The 25,704-nt window shown below is 44.5% G+C and carries 25 protein-coding genes, 7 pseudogenes and 1 other annotated feature; of the genes and pseudogenes, 6 read left to right on the plus strand and 26 right to left on the minus strand.

What is annotated here, in order from left to right; all coding sequences use genetic code 11:
- Nucleotides 1–60 precede the first annotated feature (60 nt).
- The gene (locus MMY81_RS15115) at nucleotides 61–825 is read right to left on the minus strand and encodes a DHH family phosphoesterase (RefSeq protein WP_252313645.1); all 765 of its coding nucleotides are present in this window, start codon (nucleotides 823–825) and stop codon (nucleotides 61–63) included.
- Between the two features lie 5 nt (nucleotides 826–830).
- Nucleotides 831–1,019 carry a DHH family phosphoesterase gene (locus MMY81_RS15120; RefSeq protein ID WP_252313541.1) on the minus strand — a complete coding sequence of 63 codons (189 nt, stop codon included), beginning with the start codon at nucleotides 1,017–1,019 and terminating at the stop codon, nucleotides 831–833.
- 92 nt (nucleotides 1,020–1,111) lie between these two features.
- Between MMY81_RS15120 and MMY81_RS15125 the strand changes: the two genes are divergently transcribed.
- Nucleotides 1,112–1,432, plus strand: coding sequence for a YtpI family protein (locus MMY81_RS15125; protein ID WP_170146864.1), 321 nt, complete (start codon nucleotides 1,112–1,114; stop codon nucleotides 1,430–1,432).
- 99 nt (nucleotides 1,433–1,531) lie between these two features.
- Here MMY81_RS15125 and MMY81_RS15130 read toward each other — a convergent pair.
- The 3 genes and pseudogenes from MMY81_RS15130 to MMY81_RS15140 form a co-directional block, all read right to left on the minus strand.
- A pseudogene (locus MMY81_RS15130) lies at nucleotides 1,532–2,840 on the minus strand (DRTGG domain-containing protein).
- A 275-nt stretch (nucleotides 2,841–3,115) separates the two neighbouring features.
- A complete protein-coding gene (locus MMY81_RS15135; RefSeq protein WP_252313542.1) occupies nucleotides 3,116–3,799 on the minus strand; it encodes a metal-dependent hydrolase in 684 nt (227 codons plus the stop codon).
- A gap of 77 nt (nucleotides 3,800–3,876) precedes the next feature.
- On the minus strand, nucleotides 3,877–4,635 hold the full coding sequence (locus MMY81_RS15140) for an SDR family oxidoreductase (RefSeq protein WP_252313543.1): 759 nt from the start codon (nucleotides 4,633–4,635) through the stop codon (nucleotides 3,877–3,879).
- Between the two features lie 175 nt (nucleotides 4,636–4,810).
- On the opposite strand from MMY81_RS15140, the gene MMY81_RS15145 reads away from it, so the two are divergent.
- Nucleotides 4,811–5,272, plus strand: a complete 462-nt coding sequence (locus tag MMY81_RS15145) for a universal stress protein (protein ID WP_252313544.1) — start codon at nucleotides 4,811–4,813, stop codon at nucleotides 5,270–5,272.
- An 86-nt stretch (nucleotides 5,273–5,358) separates the two neighbouring features.
- Here MMY81_RS15145 and argH read toward each other — a convergent pair whose 3' ends face one another.
- The 20 genes and pseudogenes from argH to MMY81_RS15245 form a co-directional block, all read right to left on the minus strand.
- A complete protein-coding gene (argH, locus tag MMY81_RS15150) occupies nucleotides 5,359–6,735 on the minus strand; it encodes an argininosuccinate lyase (RefSeq protein ID WP_252313545.1) in 1,377 nt (458 codons plus the stop codon).
- Nucleotides 6,732–7,946 (minus strand): argininosuccinate synthase, encoded by a 1,215-nt coding sequence (locus MMY81_RS15155; protein ID WP_252313546.1) that lies wholly within the window; start codon nucleotides 7,944–7,946, stop codon nucleotides 6,732–6,734. The genes argH and MMY81_RS15155 overlap by 4 nt, the downstream gene beginning before the upstream one ends.
- 363 nt (nucleotides 7,947–8,309) lie before the next feature.
- On the minus strand, nucleotides 8,310–9,743 hold the full coding sequence (locus MMY81_RS15160) for a Lon protease family protein (protein ID WP_252313547.1): 1,434 nt from the start codon (nucleotides 9,741–9,743) through the stop codon (nucleotides 8,310–8,312).
- Nucleotides 9,740–10,063: a hypothetical protein gene (locus MMY81_RS15165; protein ID WP_308215339.1), complete on the minus strand. Its 324-nt coding sequence runs from the start codon at nucleotides 10,061–10,063 to the stop codon at nucleotides 9,740–9,742. The genes MMY81_RS15160 and MMY81_RS15165 overlap by 4 nt, the downstream gene beginning before the upstream one ends.
- Nucleotides 10,064–10,146: 83 nt before the next feature.
- Nucleotides 10,147–10,689 (minus strand): Lon-like protease helical domain-containing protein, encoded by a 543-nt coding sequence (locus MMY81_RS15170; protein ID WP_252313548.1) that lies wholly within the window; start codon nucleotides 10,687–10,689, stop codon nucleotides 10,147–10,149.
- 132 nt (nucleotides 10,690–10,821) lie between these two features.
- A pseudogene (locus tag MMY81_RS15175) lies at nucleotides 10,822–12,013 on the minus strand (acetate kinase).
- Between the two features lie 132 nt (nucleotides 12,014–12,145).
- Nucleotides 12,146–12,772: a class I SAM-dependent methyltransferase gene (locus MMY81_RS15180; protein ID WP_252313549.1), complete on the minus strand. Its 627-nt coding sequence runs from the start codon at nucleotides 12,770–12,772 to the stop codon at nucleotides 12,146–12,148.
- A gap of 26 nt (nucleotides 12,773–12,798) precedes the next feature.
- Nucleotides 12,799–13,098 (minus strand): class I SAM-dependent methyltransferase, encoded by a 300-nt coding sequence (locus MMY81_RS15185; protein ID WP_252313550.1) that lies wholly within the window; start codon nucleotides 13,096–13,098, stop codon nucleotides 12,799–12,801.
- A gap of 209 nt (nucleotides 13,099–13,307) precedes the next feature.
- Nucleotides 13,308–13,805, minus strand: a pseudogene (tpx, locus tag MMY81_RS15190) (thiol peroxidase).
- Between the two features lie 197 nt (nucleotides 13,806–14,002).
- Entirely contained in the window at nucleotides 14,003–14,077 is a 75-nt protein-coding gene (locus MMY81_RS34080; RefSeq protein WP_308215345.1) for a hypothetical protein, read from the minus strand.
- Between the two features lie 195 nt (nucleotides 14,078–14,272).
- The gene (locus MMY81_RS15200) at nucleotides 14,273–14,464 is read right to left on the minus strand and encodes a hypothetical protein (protein ID WP_252313551.1); all 192 of its coding nucleotides are present in this window, start codon (nucleotides 14,462–14,464) and stop codon (nucleotides 14,273–14,275) included.
- A 76-nt stretch (nucleotides 14,465–14,540) separates the two neighbouring features.
- The gene (locus MMY81_RS15205; protein WP_252313552.1) at nucleotides 14,541–14,864 is read right to left on the minus strand and encodes a S49 family peptidase; all 324 of its coding nucleotides are present in this window, start codon (nucleotides 14,862–14,864) and stop codon (nucleotides 14,541–14,543) included.
- Complete coding sequence (locus MMY81_RS15210; protein ID WP_252313553.1) at nucleotides 14,861–15,076, minus strand: S49 family peptidase; 216 nt, start codon at nucleotides 15,074–15,076, stop codon at nucleotides 14,861–14,863. The genes MMY81_RS15205 and MMY81_RS15210 overlap by 4 nt, the downstream gene beginning before the upstream one ends.
- Nucleotides 15,028–15,210 (minus strand): hypothetical protein, encoded by a 183-nt coding sequence (locus MMY81_RS15215; protein ID WP_252313554.1) that lies wholly within the window; start codon nucleotides 15,208–15,210, stop codon nucleotides 15,028–15,030. The genes MMY81_RS15210 and MMY81_RS15215 overlap by 49 nt, the downstream gene beginning before the upstream one ends.
- A gap of 35 nt (nucleotides 15,211–15,245) precedes the next feature.
- Entirely contained in the window at nucleotides 15,246–15,491 is a 246-nt protein-coding gene (locus MMY81_RS15220; protein ID WP_252313555.1) for a hypothetical protein, read from the minus strand.
- A 59-nt stretch (nucleotides 15,492–15,550) separates the two neighbouring features.
- A pseudogene (locus tag MMY81_RS15225) lies at nucleotides 15,551–16,927 on the minus strand (amidohydrolase).
- 228 nt (nucleotides 16,928–17,155) lie between these two features.
- Nucleotides 17,156–18,360 (minus strand): annotated as a pseudogene (gene thiI / locus MMY81_RS15230) (tRNA uracil 4-sulfurtransferase ThiI).
- A complete protein-coding gene (locus MMY81_RS15235) occupies nucleotides 18,361–19,503 on the minus strand; it encodes a cysteine desulfurase family protein (RefSeq protein ID WP_252313556.1) in 1,143 nt (380 codons plus the stop codon).
- Nucleotides 19,504–19,630: 127 nt separating this feature from the next.
- The gene (locus tag MMY81_RS15240) at nucleotides 19,631–19,924 is read right to left on the minus strand and encodes a septation ring formation regulator EzrA (protein ID WP_252313646.1); all 294 of its coding nucleotides are present in this window, start codon (nucleotides 19,922–19,924) and stop codon (nucleotides 19,631–19,633) included.
- Nucleotides 19,846–21,321: a septation ring formation regulator EzrA gene (locus MMY81_RS15245; RefSeq protein WP_252313557.1), complete on the minus strand. Its 1,476-nt coding sequence runs from the start codon at nucleotides 21,319–21,321 to the stop codon at nucleotides 19,846–19,848. The genes MMY81_RS15240 and MMY81_RS15245 overlap by 79 nt, the downstream gene beginning before the upstream one ends.
- A 277-nt stretch (nucleotides 21,322–21,598) precedes the next feature.
- Between MMY81_RS15245 and hisJ the strand changes: the two genes are divergently transcribed.
- The 4 genes and pseudogenes from hisJ (at nucleotide 21,599) to rpsD (ending at nucleotide 23,736) form a co-directional block, all read left to right on the plus strand.
- Nucleotides 21,599–22,021, plus strand: a complete 423-nt coding sequence (hisJ, locus tag MMY81_RS34085; protein WP_308215340.1) for a histidinol-phosphatase HisJ — start codon at nucleotides 21,599–21,601, stop codon at nucleotides 22,019–22,021.
- Nucleotides 22,022–22,071: 50 nt separating this feature from the next.
- A complete protein-coding gene (locus MMY81_RS34090; protein ID WP_308215341.1) occupies nucleotides 22,072–22,413 on the plus strand; it encodes a PHP domain-containing protein in 342 nt (113 codons plus the stop codon).
- An 11-nt stretch (nucleotides 22,414–22,424) separates the two neighbouring features.
- Nucleotides 22,425–22,888 (plus strand): annotated as a pseudogene (locus tag MMY81_RS15255) (GAF domain-containing protein).
- A gap of 245 nt (nucleotides 22,889–23,133) precedes the next feature.
- A complete protein-coding gene (rpsD, locus tag MMY81_RS15260) occupies nucleotides 23,134–23,736 on the plus strand; it encodes a 30S ribosomal protein S4 (protein ID WP_120192627.1) in 603 nt (200 codons plus the stop codon).
- Nucleotides 23,737–24,150: 414 nt separating this feature from the next.
- Here the strand turns inward: rpsD and tyrS are convergent.
- Nucleotides 24,151–25,428, minus strand: a pseudogene (gene tyrS, locus MMY81_RS15265) (tyrosine--tRNA ligase).
- Nucleotides 25,429–25,498: 70 nt separating this feature from the next.
- Nucleotides 25,499–25,699: a binding site (T-box leader), on the minus strand.
- Nucleotides 25,700–25,704 lie beyond the last annotated feature (5 nt).

Consider the following 25,704-nt stretch of genomic DNA (forward strand, 5'->3'; position numbering starts at 1 on the left):
TGGCACAAAGCCGCCTTATAAAAGGCGGCCCGTGAGTAAAAAATGTTTCATTTCAAAGGATTAAGCCTGCTGCTCCTGACAGAGACTGTTTAATTCTTCTATGATTGCTTTTGTTTCTGCCAGGTCCTCTGCTTTTGCCCCGGAAGCATTAGGATGTCCGCCCCCGTTATGACGAGCGGCTAATTCATTGATAACTATTTTTTTAGAACGGAGCCTTACCCGATAGCTGCCATCTTCATTTTCTACGAAGAAAACCCACGCTTTTATACCTTCCACATCAGCGAACACATTCATCAGTGCAGAGGAACCGTTTATGGTTACGTTATATTCCTTGAGAAGAGACTGCGTTAGATACATTACTCCTACACCGTTCGCAGATAGTTCAAAATCAGACAACACTTTTCCTTTAAGACGGACGAGCGTTTCTTCACTGCTGTAGAAGCCGGCAAAAAGGGAAGCCGGGTCAATTGGATACTTCAATGCTTCCGCAGCCATCTGCAGCGTTTTTGGAGTCGTGTTGGAATGCTGGAAGCGCCCCGTATCTCCGATAATACCTGCGTAGAAAAGCCGGGCGGCTTCCGCTGGAATTTCCCAGGCTTTTTCTTCTTTGAGCCACAGTGCAAAATACATCATCATTTCGCACGTCGAGCTTGATTTGGTATCCACCCAGGAAGGCTCTCCATATACGTCTACTTCGGGATGGTGGTCAATTTTAGCCATCTGTCCGGCTTTATCCCATCCGGTTCCATCAATTCGTTCTCTATTTGCTGTATCACAGATAATATACAGGGACTCTTCAGGCAGTGCTGCTTTTTCTTCACTCATAGACACTAGAAAAGAGAGGCCCGGCTCGTCCTCCCCTGCATGACTACATGCTTTGCCGGTTCATTATGTTTGATTAAAGCGGCAAGACCTCCCTGTGAACCAAGCGCATCCGGATCCGGCTTTTCATGCCTTAAAATAACAATGTTGTCATAGCTTTGTACCGATTCATATATTTGCTGCATTATACTGCTCATACTAATTCTCCTTTTCTGATGTTCTGTAGTGAGTATTGCGGACGGTCTTTATAAAAAGGTACAATGAAGCTGCTAAGAAAGGAGAGATTTACTTGTCCCAGTTTTTTATTATTCTGATTGTCGTTTCTGCGGCATTTTACCTTTTTCAAAAAGTAAAAGCGTTCCGTGCCTCTTCTCCCGGCCTGAAAAGGTGGACGCAGACTAAAGCAAATATCAGCCTCGGCACAGCTCTTGCTTCAGTAGGACTGCTGCTGTTGTTTACGAACCGCGGCCTTGTGGATATTATTATTGGAAGCATATTTACCCTTCTTGGAGCGGCAAATATTCTGCTTGGCATGCGGGCTTATAAATTATACAAGCCTTATGCTGCTAAAGAAGTAGAGCAGGAGCGTAATCAACGGGAACCTTCTTAATTATTTAGTATACTGACATTTACAGGCTGCCGTTCTTACAGAAACCGGCTGCCTGTTTTTTTAGATGTTCTAAAAATGGCTCTGTCTGTCCCGCTGCACTTATCGATCGAGCAGCTGTGCCATCATTAATGCTTTTCCAACAATAGCACCCTTATGGTAGAGCTCTACATCAATTTTCCCATTTTTTCTTCCTACATCGAGCATTTTCCCTTTTAAATCAATTGTACTTTCAATTTGTACAGGCTTAATAAAATAGATTGTAATATTCTCTACAGAAATGTCGCCGCGTTTGTACTGCTTCAGCAGACGGCTTCCTGTTTCCGTTACAAGAGTGGTCAGGACGCCATAAGAGATCATTCCAAGGTGATTGGTCATCTGCGGACTCAGCTCACACTTATACACATATTCCGAACCCGGTTCCGTTTCATGAAAACACTTGTAACGAGGTCTTCAATCGTTTCTCCTACGTGCGGCTGTCTCTGTACCATCTGCAGCGCTTTTAGCACATCCTGACGGCTGATCACGCCAAGGAGGTGACGGTGATCATCAATAACAGGGAGAAGTTCAATCCCTTCCCATACCATGACATGGGCGACAGAAGCGATACTTGTCCGCTCATTTACGGTAATCGGAGATTTAGTCATTACTTTTTCGATTGGAGTTGTCATCTGCGCTCCGAGCACATCCTTGGCTGCTACCATTCCCTGCACTTTCATATCTTCACTGATTACCGGATAACGGCTGTGGCCGGTACGTCCGTTCATTTCATGCCATTTATCAACCGTATTGTCCGTCGTCATGTAATACGTATCCTGAAGAGGAATGAGAATATCATCCACGATCGCAATTTCTTTTTTAATTAACTGATCATAAATGGCCCGGTTAATCATCGTTGCAACCGTAAAGGTATCGTAGCTTGTCGTAATGACCGGAAGTCCCAGTTCATCGGCAAGTGTGATAACATTTTCATTTGTATCAAATCCGCCCGTAATCAACACAGCGGCTCCTGCCTCCAGGGCCAGCTTATGCACCTGATAGCGGTTTCCAACAATCAGCAGATTCCCGGCTTCTACGTACCGCATCATCGCTTCCAGCTTCATCGCGCCGATTACAAATCGATTCAGCGTTTTATGGAGTCCATTACGTCCACCCAGTACCTGGCCGTCTACAATATTGACCACTTCTGCGTAAGTGAGTTTTTCTATGTTTTCTTTTTGCTTCTTTTCAATACGTATGGTCCCAACCCGCTCGATTGTGCTGACAAGCCCTTGATTTTCTGCTTCTTTAATGGCCCGGTAAGCGGTACTTCACTTACCTCCAGCGTTTTCGCTATCCGCCGCACCGATATTTTCTCCCCCACATCCAGATCCGTAATATGGTGGAGAATTTGTTCATGCTTTGTTGTCATGTTCAAGCCTCCTCTTTTCCCAAACCTCTATACCTTTTTTCTCTATCGTTTCAAACTGTATTACTCTTATTATACGTTTCTGTTATATACAATTCAACTAACCTCTTTCTGTCAGGTGTTTCTTCTGTTCGCTGTATAAAACAGCCGGCTTTTCACCCATTCATTATTAATACAGCTGCCCCTTGAAAACGAAGCTTTGGAAAACCTGTTCTATTCAGGTAACTAAAAAAAGCTGCTTTCCGTCTCCGGAAAACAGCTTCATCCTATTACAGTTTTTATAAGTCGGTGCCTTCGCCGGCACTCCATGCAGCTCCATCAGCCGGGGAAATGGAAGAAACAAAAGCTTCCGGATCCTGCTTAATCGGCGGCATCGTGTTGTAATGAATCGGTACCGTGAATTTCGGTCCTATCCACTCTACTGCCTGTTTTGCATCTTCCGGTCCCATCGTAAAATTATCGCCGATTGGTACAAACAGCAGATCAATGTTATTGCGTTCGCCTATCATTTTCATATCGGAAAACAGCCCGGTATCTCCCATATGATAAATGGTTTTTCCTTCAGCTTCAAAAAGGATTCCGGCCGGCATTCCCATATACGTAATGGTCTGCGTTTCTTCGTCCATAAAGGAGGAACCATGAAACGCCTGGGTGAATTTCACTTTTCCAAAATCAAACGTATAGGCTCCGCCAATATGCATAGGGTGGGTGTTAAGACCTTTCCAGCCTAAATAAGTAGCCAGCTCAAACGGCGCTACGATCAGCGCATCACTTCTTCTTGCAATATCTTCTGTATCGCCGAGATGATCATTATGACCATGTGTCAGCAGAATCACATCTGCTTCCACTTTCTCTGCCTCAAGGTCTGTTAAGCCGTTTCCCGTAATAAAAGGATCAATTAAAATGGTTTTGCCGTTCGTTTGAATTTTCACTACTGAATGTCCATGGTAGGTTACTTTCAACGTCAACACTCCTTTTGTTCTGTCTCGATTTATTTCTCCCTTTTGTATACCTTTCTTCTACGGATTTTAAACAAAAGTTACCTGCGCTTATGTAATACGTCCACCCCGCCGGTCACTTCCATCACCGTACCGGTAATCATATCGGAATCTTCCTCACATAAAAATAAAATCGTCCGGGCTATATCCCCGCCGGTACTCGGACGCCCCACCGGAATACTGCTGTCCTTTACCAGTCTGGCATCTTCTATGCCGGCTTCTTTATAATCTGATGTAATGACTCCCGGGCACACCATATTTATCGTTATTCCGTTTTCCGCCTCTTCCACCGCTGTTGTTTTCACAAGAGAGGAAAGACCGGATTTAGCGGCCGCGTAGGCGGAACGATAGGGCCACGCGGGGGCCTGTCCGGCTCCCTGAAATCCATAGGCTATTACTCTGCCATAATGCTGTTCTCTCATAATCGGCACTGTTTCTTTTAGAAGATAAAACATCGAACTTAGATTTCCTTCTATCATTTCATGCCATTCCGCCGGCTCATAATCCATCAGTTTTTTTGGTTCAAAAATATACGGTCCCGCATTATTAATCAGCAGATCAATCCTGCCGAAACGTTCTTTCGTTTCCTGAACCAGCTGTTTAATGTCTGCAGGTTTTGTAATATCTGCATTTATACACTGCAGACGCTCCTCTGCCCCGGCCCAGTCTGCCTTTAATTTCTCCACCGCTTTTTTGTCATTTCTATAGCTGATGGTAACAGAGTAGCCTTTTTCCAGCAGCATGTCTGTTACTTTCCGTCCCAGTCCTTTTGATCCTGCTGTAACTAGTGCATGGCGCATGATTAGTCCTCCTCGTAACACGATCTTTCTATGTATACTTTCATATTCAATATCCTTTATCATCATACTATGCTTTCAGGCTTCCGTAAAAATATTGTGCTCATGTTCAGCGCTTTCATCCTTATGATATACTAAAGGTATCTACTGTCGTACACTCTTCAAAAGGAGGATAACCATGGGCAAATATCAGCATATACTAGTAGCCGTAGACGGTTCGCAGGAGGCAAAAACAGCGTTCAAAAAGGCGATGGAGCTTGCGGACGAATACAAGGCAGCGTTAACTATTGCTCATATTATTGACACCCGTACTTTCGCTACGGTCGAGCATTATGACAGGGCAGTCGTTGCCCGGGCAGAAGGATACGGCCAGGACCTTTTGGACAAATATGCAGCAGAAGCAAAGGACGCAGGATTAACTGATGTAACAACGGTGCTTGATTTTGGTTCCCCAAAAGTAAAAATACCAAAAGATATTGCCCGAAAAACAAAAACGGACTTAATTATTACAGGAGCCACAGGCCTGAACGCTGTAGAACGTATATTTATAGGGAGTGTATCAGAGGCTATTGCCAGACAGGCGAAGTGCGATGTTCTTATCGTCCGTACAGCGACTCATCCTGACGAGCCCCCTTCGTAACAGCGGCCTGAACATCATATGAAACCTGTGTTGAAGACACAAAAAGCCCTCACCATTTTGAATGGTGAAGGCTTTTTTAGAGTTTATTATTCTGCCAGTTTTCCTTTGGCAAGACCAATCGCATGGCGAACCTGATCAAATCCTGTTCCACCTGCGCTGTTTCTTCTTGATACTACTGTAGAAGGCTTTAACACTTCATAAATATCGTCTTCAAATAGAGAGCTGGCTGCTTTATACTCTTCCAGGGACAGGTCCAACAGAAAAATATTCTGTTGAATGCAGGTCAGCACCAGTTTTCCAACTACTTCATGAGCTTCCCGGAACGGCATTCCTTTGGTCGCCAGGTAATCAGCCAGCTCTGTAGCATTGGAAAAATCGGAGTGGGTTTCTTTATTCATCACTTCTGTATTGACCGTCATCGATTCAATCATGCCGGTAAAAATGTTTAATGACCCTTTTATCGTGCGTACCGTATCAAACATGCCTTCTTTGTCTTCCTGCATGTCTTTATTGTACGCAAGCGGAAGGCCTTTTAAGAGGGTAAGCATAGAAAATAAATTTCCGTAGACTCTGCCCGTTTTCCCTCTGATTAACTCCGCCATATCCGGATTTTTCTTTTGCGGCATAATACTGCTGCCGGTAGCAAATGCGTCATCCAGCTCAATAAAGCGGAATTCCTGGCTGGACCAGAGAATCATCTCTTCTGCGAGTCTGGATAGATGCATAATGCTCATTGCTGATGCACTCATAAACTCAATAATAAAATCCCGGTCACTTACGGCATCAAGGCTGTTTTCGTAAATTCCGTCAAACCCGAGCAGCTCCGCTGAATAGTGGCGGTCGATAGGAAACGTCGTTCCCGCCAGCGCCCCGGCTCCAAGCGGTGATAGATTCACACGCTTTAAGCTGTCCTCAAAACGATCAACATCACGCTGAAGCATCCAGAAATATGCCATCAGATGATGGGCAAAAGATATCGGCTGGGCCCTTTGCAAATGGGTGTAGCCGGGAATAATCGTTTCTACGTGCGCCTCCGCCTGGGTTACAAGCGCCGTCTGCATATTTTTTAAACTTTTTATGATTTCCTTTGTCTGCTTGTTTAAATACAGGTGCATGTCGGTTGCCACCTGGTCGTTCCGGCTCCGGCCCGTATGAAGCTTACCGCCGAGCGGACCGATTTCATCGGTTAGGAATTTCTCAATGTTCAAATGAATGTCTTCATTTTGGACACTATACTCCAGCTCACCGGCTCTCGCCTTTTCTCTTACAGTGTGAAGACCTTTTTTTATCGTCTCGGTTTCTTCATCTGTGAGAATACTGGTTTTGTTCAGCATCTCCACGTGAGCCAGGCTTCCTTCGATATCTTCTTCTACCAGCTCTTTATCAAAAGAGATGGATGCCCCAAAGGCATCCACCCATTCTTCTGCTGTTTTCGTAAATCTTCCGCTCCAAAGCTTTGTCATACATTAACACCCTTCACACCGTTTTTATTAACCTGGCTGTGAACTTTTGTTGGAAGACCCCATAGGCTGATAAATCCAACTGCTGCACTGTGGTCAAATTCATCACCCGTAGAATAGGTGGCAAGATTTTCGTTATAAAGGGACAAGTCGGATTTTCTTCCTTCTACAATAGCATGTCCTTTAAACAGCTTAACTCTTACCAGTCCGGTAACGCTTGTCTGCGTTTCTTCAAGGAAAGCGAGAAGAGCTGATCTAAGCTGGGAGAACCAGAGACCTTCATAAATAAGCTCGGCAAATTTCTTTTCTATAACCGGCTTGAAGTGCGCTACTTCTTTAGGAAGTGTAATATCTTCAAGTTCTTTATGAGCAGTCAAAAGCGTAGTAGCACCAGGGCATTCGTAAATTTCTCTGGACTTAATGCCGACCATTCTGTTTTCCACGTGGTCAATTCTGCCGACGCCGTGCTTGCCTGCTACGTCGTTCAGGTGAAGAATGAGCTCATCAAGTTCATACGCTTTACCATCGATAGCGACAGGCTTGCCCTGTTTGAATTCAATTTCAATAACATCCGCTTCGTCCGGCGTTTTTTCAAGCGGTGTGGTTAAATCGTAAGCACCTTCCGGCGGTGTAGCCCATGGATCTTCTAGAATACCGCACTCATTGCTTCTTCCCCATAAGTTCTGGTCTACAGAATAAGGATTGTCGAGATCTACAGGAACTGGAATATTGTGCTGCTTGGCATAGTCAATTTCTTCGTCTCTTGACCATCCCCAGTCTCTCACTGGAGCAATAACTTCCAGGTTAGGGTTCAGTGCCTGAATGGAAACTTCAAATCTCACCTGGTCGTTTCCTTTTCCTGTACAACCGTGAGCTACCGCATCTGCATTGTACTCTTCTGCGATTTCAACAAGCTTTTTGGAAATAAGCGGTCTCGATAAAGCTGAAACGAGCGGGTATTTCAATTCATACATAGCGTGTGCCTGCATGGCTGGAAGTACAAAGTCCTCTGCAAATTCTTTTTTCGCGTCGATGCTTATCGATTCAATTGCGCCGACTTTCAATGCTTTATCTTTTACAAACTGAAGGTCTTTCCCTTCTCCTACGTCCAATCCTACTGCGATAACGTCGTAGCCGTTATCTTTCAGCCATTGGATTGCCACCGATGTATCAAGTCCTCCGGAATATGCTAATACTACTTTTTTCTTTGCCATTCTCTTTCCCTCCATTTATATAACTCTTATCCATGTGTGATTGAATATTCATACTGACTTTATTATTTTTATACATTCACCTGCAAAAAATATAAGAGGTTTTATCCTCTTACTTTGGCACGCTCTCAGCGGCGTCCTTTGCTATTTATTACTTTAACAACTTCTATTAGCTTTTGCAACACTTATTCATAAAAAAGCATAAAAATTTATATTTGAATCTGCAGCGTTTGTTAAAAATTCATATGTTTTCTTTATAAACAGAGGGTTTCTGCCGATTATTTATTCATTTATCTTTTTGCTTTATAAACCATCATGCATAAAAACTGCATTATATGTTATAAAAAGCTAATATAAATCATCTTTTTACTGTTTTCTATCTATTTTCTTCATTTTATTCACCATTGCGGTAATACGCTGCTGCACCATGCCGTATACACTTTGCTTTTCATACAATCCATCTGCCGTTCTTTCTCCCCCGGGAACACCGGTTAAAATTTCCATTCCTTCTTTTATAGAAGATACAGCCCAAATATGAAAAAGTCCTTTCTCTACAGCTTCAATTATTTCATTACGCAGCATCAGGTTTCTGCTGTTGAGCTTTGGGATTATCACCCCATGTGTACCGCTTAATCCTCTTCGTTTACATACGGCGTAAAACCCTTCGATTTTTTCATTGACGCCTCCGATTGGCTGCACGTCCCCAAACTGGTTAACAGAGCCGGTAACCGCAATGTCCTGTCTGAGCGGGATTTGTGCCAGAGAAGACAGAAGAGCATAGAGTTCCGTACTTGATGCACTATCTCCATCCACCATGTTATACGATTGTTCAAAAGTAATGCTTGCCGCCAAAGGCAGTGGATCATCCTGGGCAAATTCTGCCTGCAGATAACCGGAAAGAATGTGCAGCCCTTTCGTATGGATCGGTCCAGTTAAAAAAGATTCCCGGTCTATATTAACGATTCCATTTCGGCCGACGTACGTTCTGGCGGAAACTCTTGTAGGAAGCCCAAATGACAGCTCTCCTTTTTTGGAAACAACAAGGGCATTAATCTGGCCAACAGCTTCCCCCTCTGTGGATATCATAATCGTACCTTCATCAATCGCGTCCTGCATTAATTTTTCCATTTGATTGGTTCTGCTTTGTTTTTCATTCCGGGCACGCTTTATATGCTCCGCCTTAATGAAAGCCGCTTCATCTTTACGCGCCCAGTAATCCGCCTCCATTAATAACTCTGCGATGAGATGAAAGCGTGCCGACAGCTTTCTTTTGTCATTAACAAGGCGGGTGCTGTAGTCGATGATTTTAGCCAGCGCCTGTTTATGCACATGCAGAAGCTGATTCCGGCGGCAGATATAGGCAATAAAAGCCGCATATTCCTCTATATGCCTGAACGTACGATCCATACTTGTTTCAAACTCAACCTTGACGCGGAACAGCTTTCGGAATACTTCATCCGTCTGAAAAAGATAATCAAACAAGGAAGCCGTACCGATTAAAACGACTTTCATATTAACCGGCAGCGGTTCCGGCTTTAGAAGACTTCGGGAAACACCAGCCGCTTCATCAGCCAGAGCTTCCATCCTCAACAGCCCGGACCGCAGCATCTGCTTTAAAGCCTGCCAGCTGTATGGATGGGACAACAGCTCAGCCGCTTCCAAAATAAGAAAGCCTCCATTTGCTCTATGAAGGGCTCCGCCTGTGAGCATGCTGAAGTCTGTCTCCAAACTCGGCAGCACTGGTTTCTGATCCACTTTTCCAAACAGGTTGGCATAGGAAGGGTACGTTTCATAAATCACAGGAGCGCCCTGTTCTTTTTTATGGCTGACCAGGACATTGACGGAAAAAATAATCGGTATGTTCCCGCTGTTTTTTCATCTTTTTCATGAAACAATGTCTTCCATTTTTTTATTATTTCACTTCGGATATTTTCTATATACGAAACAGCTTTCGGTACACCAGTATAAGCCTCTATCATTTCTTCAATAGGCCCGTAGACGGCGCGTCCGACCATCAGTTCTTCTGCATCCTGCCACTTCTTTTTAATGGATCGGCGCATGATCTGCTGCTGTCTTAACGTAGCATTCACATCTTTCGTAAGAATTTTGCTTTTCTCCATTATTTTCTGTTTTGTGGATTCGTCCAGTTCCTGAAAAGACTCCTCAGAATGAGGTACTCCTTCTTTAGTAAGCGGTACAGCTACTACCCCTGCTGCTTTTTATCCAATGTGAACTGCTGATCCAGAGCCCTTTTTTCTAATTCCTGCCATTTATCGTGAAGTTCGTTTTCCTGTATCTGCGCCATATTCATTTTCTGCTGTTCAAAGCTGTCGCCAGTCAGTGCTTTGTTAATTTCTTCCTTAATTTCATTCATCATCTCTTCTATATGAGCGGCAAACAGATTCCCTTCCCCTGCCGGAAACTCTATAAAAGCCGGAGCACTTGGAAAATCAAAATTATGTATATAAACAATATCAGCAGGAGCGGCCTGCTTTACTGCGGCCTGCTCTGTTTTTAACCGGGCAAATGTTGTTCTTCCAGTACCGCCCGGGCCGGCTAAAAAAATGTGATGGCCGTCATGCTTCATCTGCAGGCCAAATTCCATAGCCTCCTGGGCCTGCCCCTGTCCAATTAGTTCAATAGGTGTTTTTTTTAGTTCCTTTGTTGTTTCGAAAGAGAAACTATCCGGATCACACCTTGCAGCTAACTGTTCCGGAGACAGAATTAAATCTTGACGGCAGATCAATACAATCACTCCTTATTTGGTGTCTATATACCTTTCTCTCCGCTGGATGTATTTCCTGCTTTCCTGAAAAAAAACCGACACCTTTATTGACAGAAGTGACTGCCAGTAAAAGTGCCGGTTTATATTTATATTCTACTGCTGCCCGCTGAACGCCAGAGCGTCCCGTGCGATCATTACTTCTTCATTGGTTGGAATAACGAAGATTTTAACAGGAGAATTTTCTGCGCTGATTTCTGCTTCTTTTCCCCGTGTCTGGTTTCGTTCTTCATCAAAATGAACACCCATGAAGCCAAGCCCTCTGCTTACTTTTTCTCTTACGGTGATGCTGTTTTCGCCGACACCCGCCGTAAAGACAACAGCATCTACTCCGTTCATGCTTGCAGCATACGCACCGATATATTTATGGATACGTGAAGCAAATACGTTCATTGCTGTCTCGGCGCGTTCGTTTCCACCTTGGCTGCTTCATCGATATCACGAAGATCGCTTGAGAACCCGCTCAATCCAAGCATGCCGCTCTCTTTGTTCAATACGTGAATAACTTCTTCTGCACTTTTGCCTGCTTTTTCCATGATATAAGGAATAAGAGCAGGATCCAGGTTTCCAGACCGGGTCCCCATGGTTACGCCTGCCAGCGGGGTAAAGCCCATCGATGTATCCACGGACTTTCCTCCGTCTATCGCAGCAATACTCGCACCATTTCCAATATGGCAGGAAATAATTTTGACATCTTTTTGGTCTTTGCCAAGCATCGCTGCAGCTCTTTCTCCTACATACTGATGGGATGTGCCATGAAAACCGTATTTACGGATACCGTATTTTTCATAATACTCATAAGGAATACTGTATAAATACTTATCCTTTTTCATCGTTTGATGAAAAGCCGTGTCAAATACTGCCACAGAAGGAACATTTGGAAGCACCTGTTTAAATGCCTTAATTCCCATAATATTCGCCGGATTATGAAGAGGAGCCAGTTCACTGAGCTTTTCAATTTCCGCTATCATGTCATCGTCATTAAAGCGGAAGCGGAGAACTTCTCGCCTCCATGGACGACCCGGTGACCGATTCCATTAATATCATCGAGTGACTGAATAATTTCTTTTTCAGTCAAAAACGCAAGCATTTCTCTTACAGCGTCAGCATGATCATTGATAGCAGGATGAACAGTGTGTTCTTCCCCATCAAATTCAATCGCCATCACTGTACCATCCATTCCAATTCGTTCTACTAAACCTTTTGCAATAATTTTTTCTTCCGGCATATGAAGGAGCTGGAATTTCAACGATGAACTCCCAGCATTGATAGCCATAATTTTCGGCATGTAAAGCGCCCCTTTTTCTACTTTCTTTCAAACCTTTTCTATTTAAAACATTTCAACAGATAAAAAGCAAGAAAACCCTATTGCATCAGGGCATTCAAGCTTATATTTGTAAGCGGTTCCTACCGCAGTGCATTAAGAAAATCCTTCTTCTTTAAACCAGTTGTCAATACTTTTCATCATTTCTATCATTGCTTCGCGGTTTGAAAATGACGGCATTTCTGCAAGCAGTGCCTGTCCGGGCTGTCTGACATTCGGACCTCTTTTTTGTATAATCCAAATACTTTTGGCAAACTGCTGATCTTTAAACATAGAACCCGGCAGCTGCAGCAGCCCCAGAGTAAATGCATACTTTTTAATGACACGCTGCAGATCCTCTGACTGATCGCTCTCAAAAATAAAGTTTGGCACAAGCAGGAGCATGACTCCATTTTCTTTTAATTCCTTTAACGTGCTTTCTATCATAAGATGATGCACGTAAGGCTGGCCGCCTGTTACATTTAATTCATACTGCGCTGCTGCTTCCTGTTTAGGATAATATCCTACAGGAAGGTCGGTAACAACTAGATCTGCCGGAATCTCCGGTAGCTTTTCAATGCTGTCTTGATGAAACAATTCTACGGTATGTTCCTGCAGATTGGAAAGAACGTAGGCAATATTCAGCAGAGTTTCGTCTACCTCTGCCCCGTATGCCACAACCTCTTTATTCAGCTGATTTAACACTGCCGTAAGCAGGTTGGCTGTTCCTACAGCAGGATCCATTACAGCTTTAATTTCTTTTTTAGCTGTCAGTTTTCTGCCAGATAACCCATAAACATAGCTACCGCGTCCGGCGTCATCGCATGATGCGGCTGCACATTTTCTTTCATTCCCTTTATAACGGCCAGCTGGAAGGCTTTTCTTATCTCTTCACGTTTCATTTCAGGCGGAAGGCCAGCTTCAAGCTTTTTCTGGAGCTCCTTTTTCTGTTCGTCGGGAAGCGACTGAACAACCTCCTGCTGAAGAAGATTTTCTCCGGCTTCCGCCAGCGCTTCCAAGTAAGTTAAGCCCAGGCTTGCTGCACCGCCCCGGTCATTTGATCGATCCATTCATATAACGCTTCTGTATTCGTTTGTTCTGCCATTTTCTTTCCTCCCATAATTCATGCCTGTACCCTTGCTTCACAACGTGTGATAGTATATCAGACCTTTAGTCGATCCTCCACCATGGAAGCCGCCGGCTGTTTTAAAAATGATGTAATCCCCGCATCATAAAAGCCTCTACAACATTGTAGAGGCTTCTTTATGATCAATTCTTATTAAATCAGGCTTTTAGCATGCTTCAGTGCTGCTTCATAATCAGGATGTTCGGATACTTCCGGTACAATCTGCTTATAAGCAACTACTCCTTCGCTGTCTATAACGAATACGGAGCGTGCCAGCAGGCGCATCTCATCGATTACAACGCCGTAGCTTTCACCAAAAGATAAATCACGATGATCAGATACTACTTGTATATTATCTATTCCGCTGCCGCACACCAGCGCTTCTGCGCAAATGGAAGATCGTTGCTGATCGTTAATATCTGCACATTATCAAGCTCAGCCGCTTCTTCATTAAACCGTCTGGTCTGCTTGTCGCATGTGCCTGTATCAATAGAAGGTACGACGCTGATTAAACGCACTTTCCCTTCGAAATCGGACATTTTCACTTCGGATAAATCATTTGCAAGAACGCTGAAATCCGGGCAAGATCGCCTTCATTCACCTCTGCACCTCGAAGCGTAACCGGGTTCCTTTAAATGTAACGTTGGCCATGGAAATTCCTCCTGTAAGTTAGTCTAATTAGTACTATACCCTGTTATCCCAAATGAATAAACGAACGCTCTTACTTTTCAGCGTGAATTACTCTCGTATCAGAGAAAATATCATGAATTCCCTGCTTTTCATCTGTAAAAGCCACAACCAGATACAAAACATTGGTAACACGAGCAGCCGGTGAATCAGACGGCCGACTACTTCCTGAAAAATAAGTCACTCCAGCGGAGAGGCAGCATGTCTTTTCGCACTACTTTGAGTCCGAAAATCATTTTTCCAAGCGTCTGCCCGGTTATTTTTTGTCATAATCAAAAAATACAAGTACATAACGAGCCCGCTTAACAGGCCCTGAATCGTAAAGAATTCCAAAAGTGAAACAGATCCCGCGTTAAAAAACGCAAGCGGGCTGAGCAGAATACCATTTACCGCAAAAACGATCAGCAGATCTGCAGAATAGGCCCAGAATCTCATCCAAAAACCAGCGTAGCGCTGCAGTGGTTTAATTCCTTCTGCGGATTGGAAGAAGCTGTGTCTTTTGACGAATGTTCTGCTTCAACGCCGGCTGTATCGTTATGCCTTTCTGTGTTTTCTGCCGGATGTGATCCGTTCTCTTTTAAACTGGTCCGGTTCCCGAGTTTCATCCTCGTGTTTCTTATCATCAGCCACTGTCACCCCTCCTCTCTAGTCCGTGTATAATACATAGCCGTGGAGAATTAGATGTGGTCAGAAGTTCTTTTATACCAAGCAGTTCCGCATCTTGAACAAACAGGCTTCTCGCTCCGGCTCCACAAATGAATTAACGGAAAATCCAGCTCCATACTGTACAACGCGGGCTCCTTCCAGATCTTGTTCTTCTTCCATAAACGCTATCGTATCATCCATCGTGCCAAGTTCATCAATAAGATTAAGATCCCGCTGTTCTCCGGTATAAATACGCCCGTCTCCGATTTCGCGTACTTCTTCTTCGTTTATATCCCGGCCGTCAACGATAACCTGAACGAAATCATCGTACATGTCATCTACTATGGATTGAAGAATTTCTTCATCTTCTTCTGTCATTTCTGTTCCTGGAGACATAATGTCTTTAAACTCACCGCTGGTAATGGAATTTTCTTAATTCCAATATTATCGGCCAGCTCGGAATAGTTAATGCTCTGCATAATAACGCCTATTGAGCCTGTTATTGTAGCAGGGTGGGCCACAATTTTGTCAGCAGGAGCTGCTATGTAATAACCGCCCGATGCTGCCTGGTTTCCCATCGTAATATACACCGGCTTCTCGTGTTCCTCCTGAACGCTGACAATTGCGTCGTGTATTCTGCACTCTCCACTACACCGCCGCCTGGAGTATTCACTTTTAGAATAATTCCGTCCACGTCATTGGAGCTTCCTGCCTGTTCCAGCATGTACAAAAACTCCTGATGGTTTGTAGCCGCCTGCATCAAACAGCGATCCTTCCCCTGTATCCTGGATCACTCCCTGCAGGTCGAGCACGGCAATTGTATTCCCGGAGCCATCCCTGCCTGTAGCTCTTCTTCTTCAATTCCTTCCATTCCTCCGGTCTGGCTTCCTCCTCCTGCAAATTCGCTCCAATTAGCGCTTGCAAGAGAGGAAACCGCCTGAATCCAATGGAAACAACAATAACAATGGCTGCTATTACCAACGCAATCCATCTTTTAAAATTCATGCTATCCCTCCTCTTTGCTATTCTCTCACAGGCATTTCGTTATTTCCAGCGTCTTTCCATTATCTTCTATACTGCCAGCTTCCGCCTACAACAGTGCCGATTACGTTTGTGCTTAATACAGCGTCCACCGGGATGGAAAATAAGTCCTGATCCAGTACGGTAAAATCAGATTTATAGCCTGGAGCAATACAGCCCAGCTCTTCTTCAAGACCGACAGCTTCCGCACTTCCTCTCGTATAGAGACGAACAGCCTCAAATACAGAAAGTTTTCTGCTCCGGCAAATAGCCGTCATGTGATTCGTCCGGTCTCCGTCTCGTCACAGCAGCAAAGATCCCTTCCAACGGATCTGCGGATTCTATCGGGCATCTGATCCTCCTGCGCAGATAAGACCTTCATCCAGCAGGGTTTTCCACGCAAACGAATAAGGCATTCTTGCGGATCCAAGTCTTTCTTCGACCCAGGGGAAATCGGAGAGCACAAAGCTTGGCTGCAGATCCAAAATAACAGACAGCTGTTTCAAACGGTTAATCAGCGGCTTATCTGCTACCTGAACGTGAATAATCCGATCCCTTTTCCCGGCTGGCACCGGATACTTTTCCATTGCAGTAACTACCAGTTCCAGTGCCCTGTCACCTATAGCATGTACCGCTACTTCTTTTCCGGCTTCTCTTGCCCGCCTGACAATAGCAAAAAAATCATTTTCGCTGTGAATAGCCATACCAGAAGTATCCGGAGCATCATTGTAGGGCTTTTTCAGCCAGGCAGTCCGCCCTCCCAGTGCGCCATCGGAAAATATTTTCACGGCGCCAAACGTTACAAACGGATGCACAGGAGGCTCCTCTGCAAACAGTTCCTCTGCTACTTCGTGATGCACGAGCAGGTTTGCACGAAGCGCTCTTTTTTCTCCCAGCACTTTGTAAAACGTTTCATACGTTTCTTGAAAGCTGTTGTAATAATTTAAATCCTCCGTGTGTCCGCCTGTTAAACCCATGGAAAGCATATGATCAACTGCAAGCGTAAGCGCCTTTTCCAAATACTCCTTCGTAACAGGCGGCATTACCTCTTTTACCATATCGGCAGCCTGATCAAGCAGATAACCGGTTGGCGTTCCTTTGGCATCCTTAACGATCATTCCGCCCGGGGGATCGGGTGTCTTTTCATGTATGGAGGCCTTCTTCAGCGCTTCAGTATTAGCAAGCGCTGCATGACGGCAGATCCGCGTCAGAATCATCGGATTGTGTGGAGCCAGTTGATCAAGCTCCTGCTTATGAAAAATTTTACGATCTGGAAACTTATTTTCATTCCAGCCCTCTCCTATAAGCCATTCGCCTTCTTTCAGGAGAGCTGCTTTATCCACGATCAGCCGCTGCATTTCCTCCGCTGTTTCACAGCCGGATAAATCAAGGGTGAGCATTGTTTCCCCGAGGCCGATCATATGGAGATGACTGTCTGTAAATCCCGGATAAAGAACAGCACCTTCCAGGTTTTCCTCCCGATCTATTTGACCAGCATATGTTTTTTTTCAATTCCTCTGCGGAGCCGGTCATAATTATTTCTTCCGCTTCTGTATAAACTGCTTCCGTCTTGTCGCCTTCTTGTTTCATCGTATAGATTGTCCCGCCGTGCCAGAGTGTTCCCATTGCTATTTCCTCCCTGTATTTAATTAAAGAAGTGAATCAATGCCGCCTGCCGGTGCTGCCGAAGCAGATATCGTTATCGTTTCTGTTTGCTGCACCGCCTCTTCCACGAGAGGTTCATAGTGAAAATCGTTTTCAAAGCGGGAGGCTTTCCCCCTCAGAGGCTTTGTAACAGAGTCTGTCGGAAGAAAAATCGTGCAGCAGTCTTCATATGGACGAATCGATATGGGATAGGTGCCAATGGTTTCTGCCAGTTTCCATTACATCTTCTTTATCCATAGCAGCAGCGGCCGGATAACCGGCATAGTTGTTACTTCATTAATAGTATACATGCTCTCAATCGTCTGGGATGCTACCTGTCCGATACTCTCCCCATTGATAATAGCCTGGATATTTTCTCTTCCGGCTACTTTCTCAGCGATGCGAAGCATCATTCTTCTCGTCACAGTCATTTGATAGCTCGAATGAATATGATCCCTGATGCCTGTTTGAATGCTGGTAAAAGGAACAATGTGCAGCCTGATATCCGCCCCATATGCGGACAGCACCTCGGCTGCATCTTTTACTTTCTGAAGGGCATGGCTGGTTGTGTACGGGGGACTGTGAAAATGAATTGCTTCAATCGTAACGCCTCGTTTTAGAGAAAGATAACCCGCTACCGGGCTGTCAATACCGCCGGAGAGCATTAACAGGCCGCGGCCTCCGGATCCAACCGGAAGACCTTTAGCACCGGAATCCGGCCGCAGCTGATATACGTGCCCTGCTCTCTTATATCAATAGTTAGTTCTACCTGCGGCTGATGGACATCGACCGACGTTTCTTCAGTATGTTCTAGTACCCATCCTCCGACGGCTGGATTTACCTTCTGCGAAGATACCGGGAAATTTTTGTACGCTCTTCTTGCACTCACTTTGAATGTGTTTTTTGCTCCATCGTAAGCTTTAAATACAGCCAAAGCTGTACTCCGTATGGACTCAATGCTGTTATCCGCTTTTGCTGCCAGACTTAAAGAAGAAATACCAAAAACAAAACGGATCTTTTCCGCTACTTCTGTGCCATTTTCTCCATGCAGTTCAATGATAATCCTGCCATAGGTTCTTTTTGCTTTCACATCCGGAAAAGCAGTTATCACCTGGCGGATATTGTGCAGAAGCTGTTTTTCGAACAACTTTCTGTTCTGTCCCTTTAGAGCAAGTTCCCCGTACCTCACGATTATATGATCAAATATCATCTATTTTCCTCCTACAACTAATTGAACAGCAGGAAAGATGCTGCTGCACGCTCTAAGCAGCTCATCTATATCCTGTTCTGTTGTTTCTACGCTTAAACTGATTCGAAGGGCTGTTTCTGCCCTGTCTTTCGTAAAGCCGCATGCGCCAAGTACTGAATCGGTATTTTTTTCTTTAGAAGAGCACGCAGACTTTGACGATATATAAATCCCCCGGCCGGATAATTCCTCTACTATAGCTTCCGGCTTGGAGTGCTTAACAGAAATATTTAAAATATACGGTACGCTGCAGGATGCAGGTGTATTAATTTCCACTCCTGCCATCTCCTGATAATGATCCGTCATCTTTTTATGCAGCTCCCGCAGCCTTCCACTCGATGTCTGATAAGCTTCCCGGCTTAAACGAAGGGCTTTCACCATAGCCGCAGCCGCCGGAACATTTTCCGTACCCGCTCTCATTCCGTTTTCCTGGGCCCCTCCCATTATCAGCGGCGCCGGATTTTTTCCTTTTTTCTTCACAAGAATTCCCGCTCCTCTTACTCCGTGAAATTTATGGGAAGAAAGGGAGTACAGATCGACGTACGCCAGGTCAATAGGCAGCTTTCCGGCTCCCTGTACATCATCTGTGTGAAAGTATATTTTAGGAAATGCCGACAGCTCCCGTCCTATCTCTTCTATCGGCTGCACGGTTCCCATTTCATTTTGTACTCTTATAATAGATACAAGTACAGTATCTTTACGCAGAGCCTGTATAACCTGTGAAGCAGTGATACGACCATCAGATCCGGGCTGTAAATACGTCACTTCAGCTCCCTGTTTTTCCTGATCCTGAAACTGCTTCAATACGGACGGATGTTCCATTACTGTAGTAACGGCATGCTTCCCCCTGGAAGCAAGAGCCTTCATCGTACCCTGAACGGCCAGAGCATTCGATTCGCTGCCGCCTGATGTGAATATAACTTCTTCGGCTTCCACGCCTAGCATAGAGGCAGCGGAGTCTCTTGCTTTACTCAGCAGAATGCCTGCATCCCGGCCCAGTTGATGCATGGACGAGGGGTTGCCGAAATAGTCCCTGGAAGCTTTTATAAATGTTTCCATCACTTCCGGCCAAGGCTTTGTTGTTGCGCTGTTGTCTAAATAAATCATGGCGTCCTGCCTTTCTATTTTTCTTCGTTCATTATACTCTTCTCAACGTAATATCCTACCACATTTCCTGCATGATGTACGTTTTCGCGAAACAAAAAAAGCCGTCTGCCAGAGACGGCTTTTTCTTCTACTGCTTTCCAAATTCCAGCAGCACTTCACGTATATTTGAATTCTTCTTTTCCATTGCCCCTACAGCTGTATTAACAGCGTCATCGTAACGGCCTTTATGGAAATGCTTTTCTGCTTCTTTGAACTGCTCATGGAGCTCAGCATCGCTGCTTCTGTAACGATTCCCATATTGAATGGCAAGCTCCGCCATTCTGACCTGCTCGAGTGTGGCGATCAGGCGCTGATGAAAGCGGCGTACACTTTTATCTGCTTCATCGACATCTGCATTGGCCCGGGCAATTTCCACCGGCACTTCATCCAATGTCTGTTCTCTGCTGCTTTTACGTTCTCATCCGCATCATCCAGATCATTTAAAAGCGGGGATGGAATTCTCGGCATAAACGACCGCTGCAGAAGCATTTCATCCTCCAGCAGCTGGCGCTTTACGGAAGCAAAAGTGTCCAGTGCTTTCTTTTCGTCTTTACGAAGCGTGTAAAGTCTGTCTTTGAGCTGCTGAATTTCTTTCGTAAGGCCGCTCCATTCCTTACGGTGTTTTTCGAGCTGGCTGCGCTGTTCCGAAAACGTCTGGGTCCGGTTAAGATTGGCATCCTGGAATAAGCGCCAGTTTCTAATCGTATCGTCCATTTTCACTGCCAGCCTGTCATGCTGCTCTTTGTCTTCCATTGGAATTAAGTAGCTGACTTCGACTTTCGCTTCTTCGCGCTGAAGGTCTGCCAGCTTCTCTTTTAATTTTCTAAGCTGTTCTTCAAGCTGCGGTATTTCTGCCTGTACGGCTCCACGGGCATCAACCTCTTTTTCAAGCATTTCATAGGTTGCTTCCATGAAACTTCTTATTTCTTCAATTCTGTCTTTTACCTTTTCCAGCTCAAACTCTTCACAGCTTTCTTTTAAAGCGGGCAGTTCCTGTTTATATTCTTCAATCTGCTCGTATAACGAGAGATGTCCGAGCGGATAGCCCTGACCTTCCATGTTCTCTACACCGCGCTGCAGCTCCCTGAGTTCAGAAGGCAGTTCCATATCGAGGTCCTTTAATAAAACAGGAATTTCCTTCATCTGGGCGTTCTGCACTTCCAGATCGTGGTCGACCTGTTTCAGCGTCTGTCGGGCTGATGTGTAATTGCCTGCCTCCCGGTCTTCTTCGAACGAAACCAGCGCCTGCTTCATTTCCGTTTTTCGTTCCTCAAAAACCGGTGCTGTTTTTCCAAGTGACAGAGAGTGCTGCAGAAGATGCCTTGACATCGCGTCAAATTTTGCCTGTGTTTCAGAAATTCCTGCTTCATTTTCTTTCTCGCTGTGCACAAGCTCATCGACTTCTTTAAAAATAACGTCTATCTGCGCTTCTATATCCTGAAGCTGGTTCTCTACCGCCGTAACCAGCTCTCTCGCTTTTCCAAACCGATATTTATTGGCCTGCTCTTCGATATCATAAAGAGCTTTTTCAATATCAGGGATGTGTGTGCCGACGATGTCATCCCAGTCTTTACGCCAAAGTTCAAATTTCTCTTCCGTTTCCCCGGAAATTTTCAACCCTTTTACTTTAGCAATCTCTTCTGCGACCGGCCGGCTTCCCAGTTCGATTTTCCAATTTTCCAGCCTGTCTACGTCTTTGTATATTTTTCTTCTTGAGAGGGTTCCATAAATAACAACAGCTACAACAATCACCAAAATAGCTAAAAGGATAAACTCCATTCCATTTTTCACTCCAGTTTCAACAACATATGTTTGAATTATATTTTTACTGCGGCACTGCTCGTGCTTTTATATGTATACATGAATCAATATGGCAGCTGTTGTTTCTTCTCTGTCAAAGAACATAAGCTTTTATCGGAAAACATGTATTCATGGTTTGTTTATTTTTTAATCAATGACTTTATGATAACATGTAAAGGCTCTCGTGTGAGAGTTCGTTACATAAATATTTCAGAAATATTATCCGGTATTATAAATCCGGGAAGGATGAAGTCTTATGAACCCAAAGCGCGATGGCCACGTCCATACGCCATTCTGTCCCCACGGTACGTCCCACCCTATGGAAGAATATATTGAAAAAGCTGCTGCAGGAGGAATAACTACTTTAACTTTCGCCGAACATGCTCCTCTGCCTGAGGGGTTTACTGACACCGTACCTGATAAAGACAGCGCAATGTCTTTGTCAGATCTGGAAGCTTATCTAATGAAGCTGGAAAACATTAAAAAATCCTATAAAAACGATATCACGATCTTAACCGGCCTGGAAGTCGATTATATTGAAAGGTATGAAAAAGAGACGGAACAGTTTCTTACTACGTATGGGCCGCATTTGGATGACAGCATTCTTTCTACTCATTTTCTGTTAGCTGATGGAGAATATACCTGCATGGATTACAGTCCTGAATTTTTTTTTCATTAGTAACCCAGACAGGCTCAGCAGATGCGGCGGCCCGTTTATACTTTGAAACGGTGCTGCTGTCTGTAAAATCTGACCTTGGGCCGTTCAAACCCGTACGACTGGGCCATATGACGCTCGCTCACAAATTCCAGCGTAAATTCCCGCTGAAACAGTACCCTGCCGATTTAGTCCATCAGATTCTGTATGCCGTTAAAGAGCAGCATATGGAGCTTGACTATAATGGCGCAGGCACGGCTAAGCCCCTCTGCAGGGAGCCCTACCCGCCTGAATGGATCGTAAAAGAAGCAATTAAGCATCAGATTCCCCTTGTATACGGGTCAGATGCCCATCAGCCCGCTGAGCTGTTTCAAGGCGTTACGGATCTTTATATTAATAAAAACATTCATTTATAAATAAAGGAGATATGAATATGCATACCGCCCCGCTGCACCTTATAAACAAACAACTTGATGCCCTTCTGGAAGGAGAAACCGATCAAACAGCTAACCTGGCCAATGCTTCTGCCTTACTGTACCAGCACTTCTCTTCAGTCAACTGGGCCGGGTTTTATTTGTATTCCCAAAAAGAGAATGAACTTATTCTAGGCCCTTTCCAGGGTCTTCCGGCCTGCGTTCGTATTGCCATAGGAAAAGGAGTATGCGGCACGGCCGCTCAGACGTTTGAAACGCAGCGCGTTGAAGATGTCCATGCTTTTCCGGGGCATATTGCCTGCGACAGCGCCTCCGCTTCTGAAATCGTCGTACCTCTTGTAAAAAACGGTATCCTTCTCGGAGTACTCGACGTGGACAGCCCGGAACAAAATCGTTTTTCAGAAAAGACCAGAAGATTTTGGAAGAATTCGCTGCTGTTCTTTTAAAGCATATTTAACATGCTTTCCTTCTATTGACTTGACAGCTTTAAAAGGATATAATGGTCTTTGTGCAAAAAGACAGCCAGGGTAAGCCTGCCATGTTCGATATTTCTACATTTTTTCCTATGCTCTTTAGGAGTGTAAGGTGTATTGCGTACCCTCCAGCTGTCGAGGTGAAGATACATGAAAATAAAATGGGCATAGCGGGAGATTGCCAACGTTGCTCTTTTTCAACTATTTTATTATAAAGGAGATTACTTGTATGTCACGTTATACAGGACCATCTTGGAAAAAGTCACGTCGTTATGGAATTTCTCTTAACGGCACAGGAAAAGAATTAGAAAAAAGACCTTATGCACCAGGTGAGCACGGACCAACACAACGCAAAAAGCTTACTGAATACGGCCTTCAGCTTCAGGAAAAGCAGAAGCTTCGTTTCATGTACGGCTTAAATGAGCGTCAGTTCCACCGCACTTTCGAAATCGCAGGCAAAATGCAGGGTGTTCACGGCGAAAACTTCATGGTTCTTCTTGAAGCACGCCTTGACAACATCGTGTACCGCCTCGGTCTTGCACGTACGCGCCGTGGTTCACGCCAGCTCGTTTCCCACGGTCACGTAACTGTTGACGGTAAGCGTGTAGATATTCCTTCTTACCGCTTAAAGCCAGGCCAGGTAATCGGTCTTCGCGAAAAGTCACGCAACCTTACTTCTATTAAAGAAGCTTTGGATGTAAACAGCTACAAGCCTGATTTCGTCAGCTTTGACGAAGAAAAAATGGAAGGTTCGCTTGATCGTTACCCAGAGCGTTCTGAACTTCCTGCAGAAATTACGGAAGCCCTTATTGTTGAGTGGTATTCCCGTTAATAAAGAAAAGCAGCCGGCGGGCTGCTTTTTTTTATTTTATATCGTCCGTATTCTATTTAATAACCAGCAGTCCGCTCCTTTAAGGAACAGTCATAGGACAGATAAAGAACACGTTATATTCCTGGTTTTTCAGAGCCAAATAAAAAAGCAGCCGGTTTGGCTGCTTCAGATTGTCGAGAAAGTGTTCCATTTTGTATATCCATAAATGATCTCGAATATTTTTAAAGTTTTTTGTGAAAAGAAAATAAACAAGGATAACTCCTGCAGAACAGCCATAGAAGAAGTTAAAGAGGCGTTTTTCCTCTTTAGCTGAGGCATGGCCTGCGGAAAGCATCTCCTGTAAAGGTTTTGTATAAAAATAACTATTTTTTGTCTTTTTCAACAGCCTGAAGCAGCCGGTTTGTCTGCTTTTTTCTATTTAAATGATACCAGCGCGTATTTCTTTTTTTCCTCTTCTAACAATAGTGTACATACCGCCTATTTTATCTTCTGCGGATAATTGCTTTTGCAGGTCAGTGCACCGGTCACCATTTATATATACAGCTCCGTTTGTAATATCTTCTCTAGCCTGTCGTTTGGAAGGCGACAGTTTGGCTTCAACAAGCGTATCAATTAAACCAGGTTCTTCCTCCGCCCCTGCCTCATGGGTAGGAACATCTTTAAATCCCTGGGCGATTTCTTCAGCGGAAAGCTTCTTCACATCGCCCCCCCAAATAAGGCTGCGGAGATATTCTGCGCCTGCTCTACTGCTTCTTTACTGTGGACAAATGCTGTAAGTTCTTCAGCCAGCTTCTGCTGAGCTTCTCTTTTTTCCGGTGCTTCCTGCATTTTTTGCTCATATTCTTTTATTTCTTCCGCCGGAAGGAACGTAAAGTAGTGCAGAAACTTAATAACGTCTCTATCATCTGTATTTATTAAGAACTGGTAAAACTCATATGGCGTTGTTTTAGACGGATCGAGCCAGATTGCTCCTCCTTCTGTTTTACCAAACTTTGTGCCGTCTGCTTTTGTAACAAGGGGGATGGTGAAGCCAAATGCTTCGGCTTTCTGCTCTTCATCCGCACTTTTTCTGCGGATAAGCTCAAGCCCTGCCGTAATATTTCCCCACTGGTCGCTGCCGCCGATCTGCAGGCGGCAGTTTTTTTCTTTAAACAAATGGAGATAATCCAGGGATTGAAGAATCTGGTAACTGAACTCTGTAAAAGAAATACCATTCTTAATTCTTGATTCTACTGATTCTTTAGAAAGCATATAGTTGACGCCAAAATGCTTTCCGACATCCCGTAAAAACGTAATAACGCTCATTTCCCCAATCCAGTCGAAATTGTTTACAATCTCTGCTCCATAGTCTCCCGTAAAATCAAGATGCTTCTGCAGCTGGCTGCGGATTCTCTCGCTGTACATTTTTACTACGTCTTCTTCATTCAGCGACCGTTCAACGCTTTTCCCGCTCGGATCGCCAATAAATCCTGTTGCGCCTCCTACTAAAGCAAGCGGTTTGTGTCCGGCCAGCTGAAACCGGCGCATCGTAATAATAGTAAGCAGGTGACCGATATGAAGGCTGTCGCCTGTTGGATCGAATCCACAGTACAGCGTAATGGATTCTTCGCTTAAAAGTGCCTCCAGCCCTTCCCTGTCAGTAACCTGATTTACTAGTCCTCTTTGTTCCAAATCCTGTAAAATAGTCATTATGTCTCTCCTTTTTGATTTAAACACTCGTACACTGCGGCTATCAGACAAATAAAAAAAGCCCGCTTTTAATAAAAGGGACGATGTTTACCGCGGTACCACCCTTTTTTAAAAGCAAAGCTTTTCACTCAAGCCGTTAACGGCGGCCGCCGTCTTCATTTACTAAAGAAGCTCGGATAACGTAATTCACTTTTTAATATGTACCGGCTTTCACCAGCCGCCGGCTCTCTGTTACAGGGATTAAAAAGCTACTTCATTTCGTCTGCGCTTTTGTATTAT

The sequence above is a fragment of the Sinobaca sp. H24 genome (genome assembly GCF_023845525.1).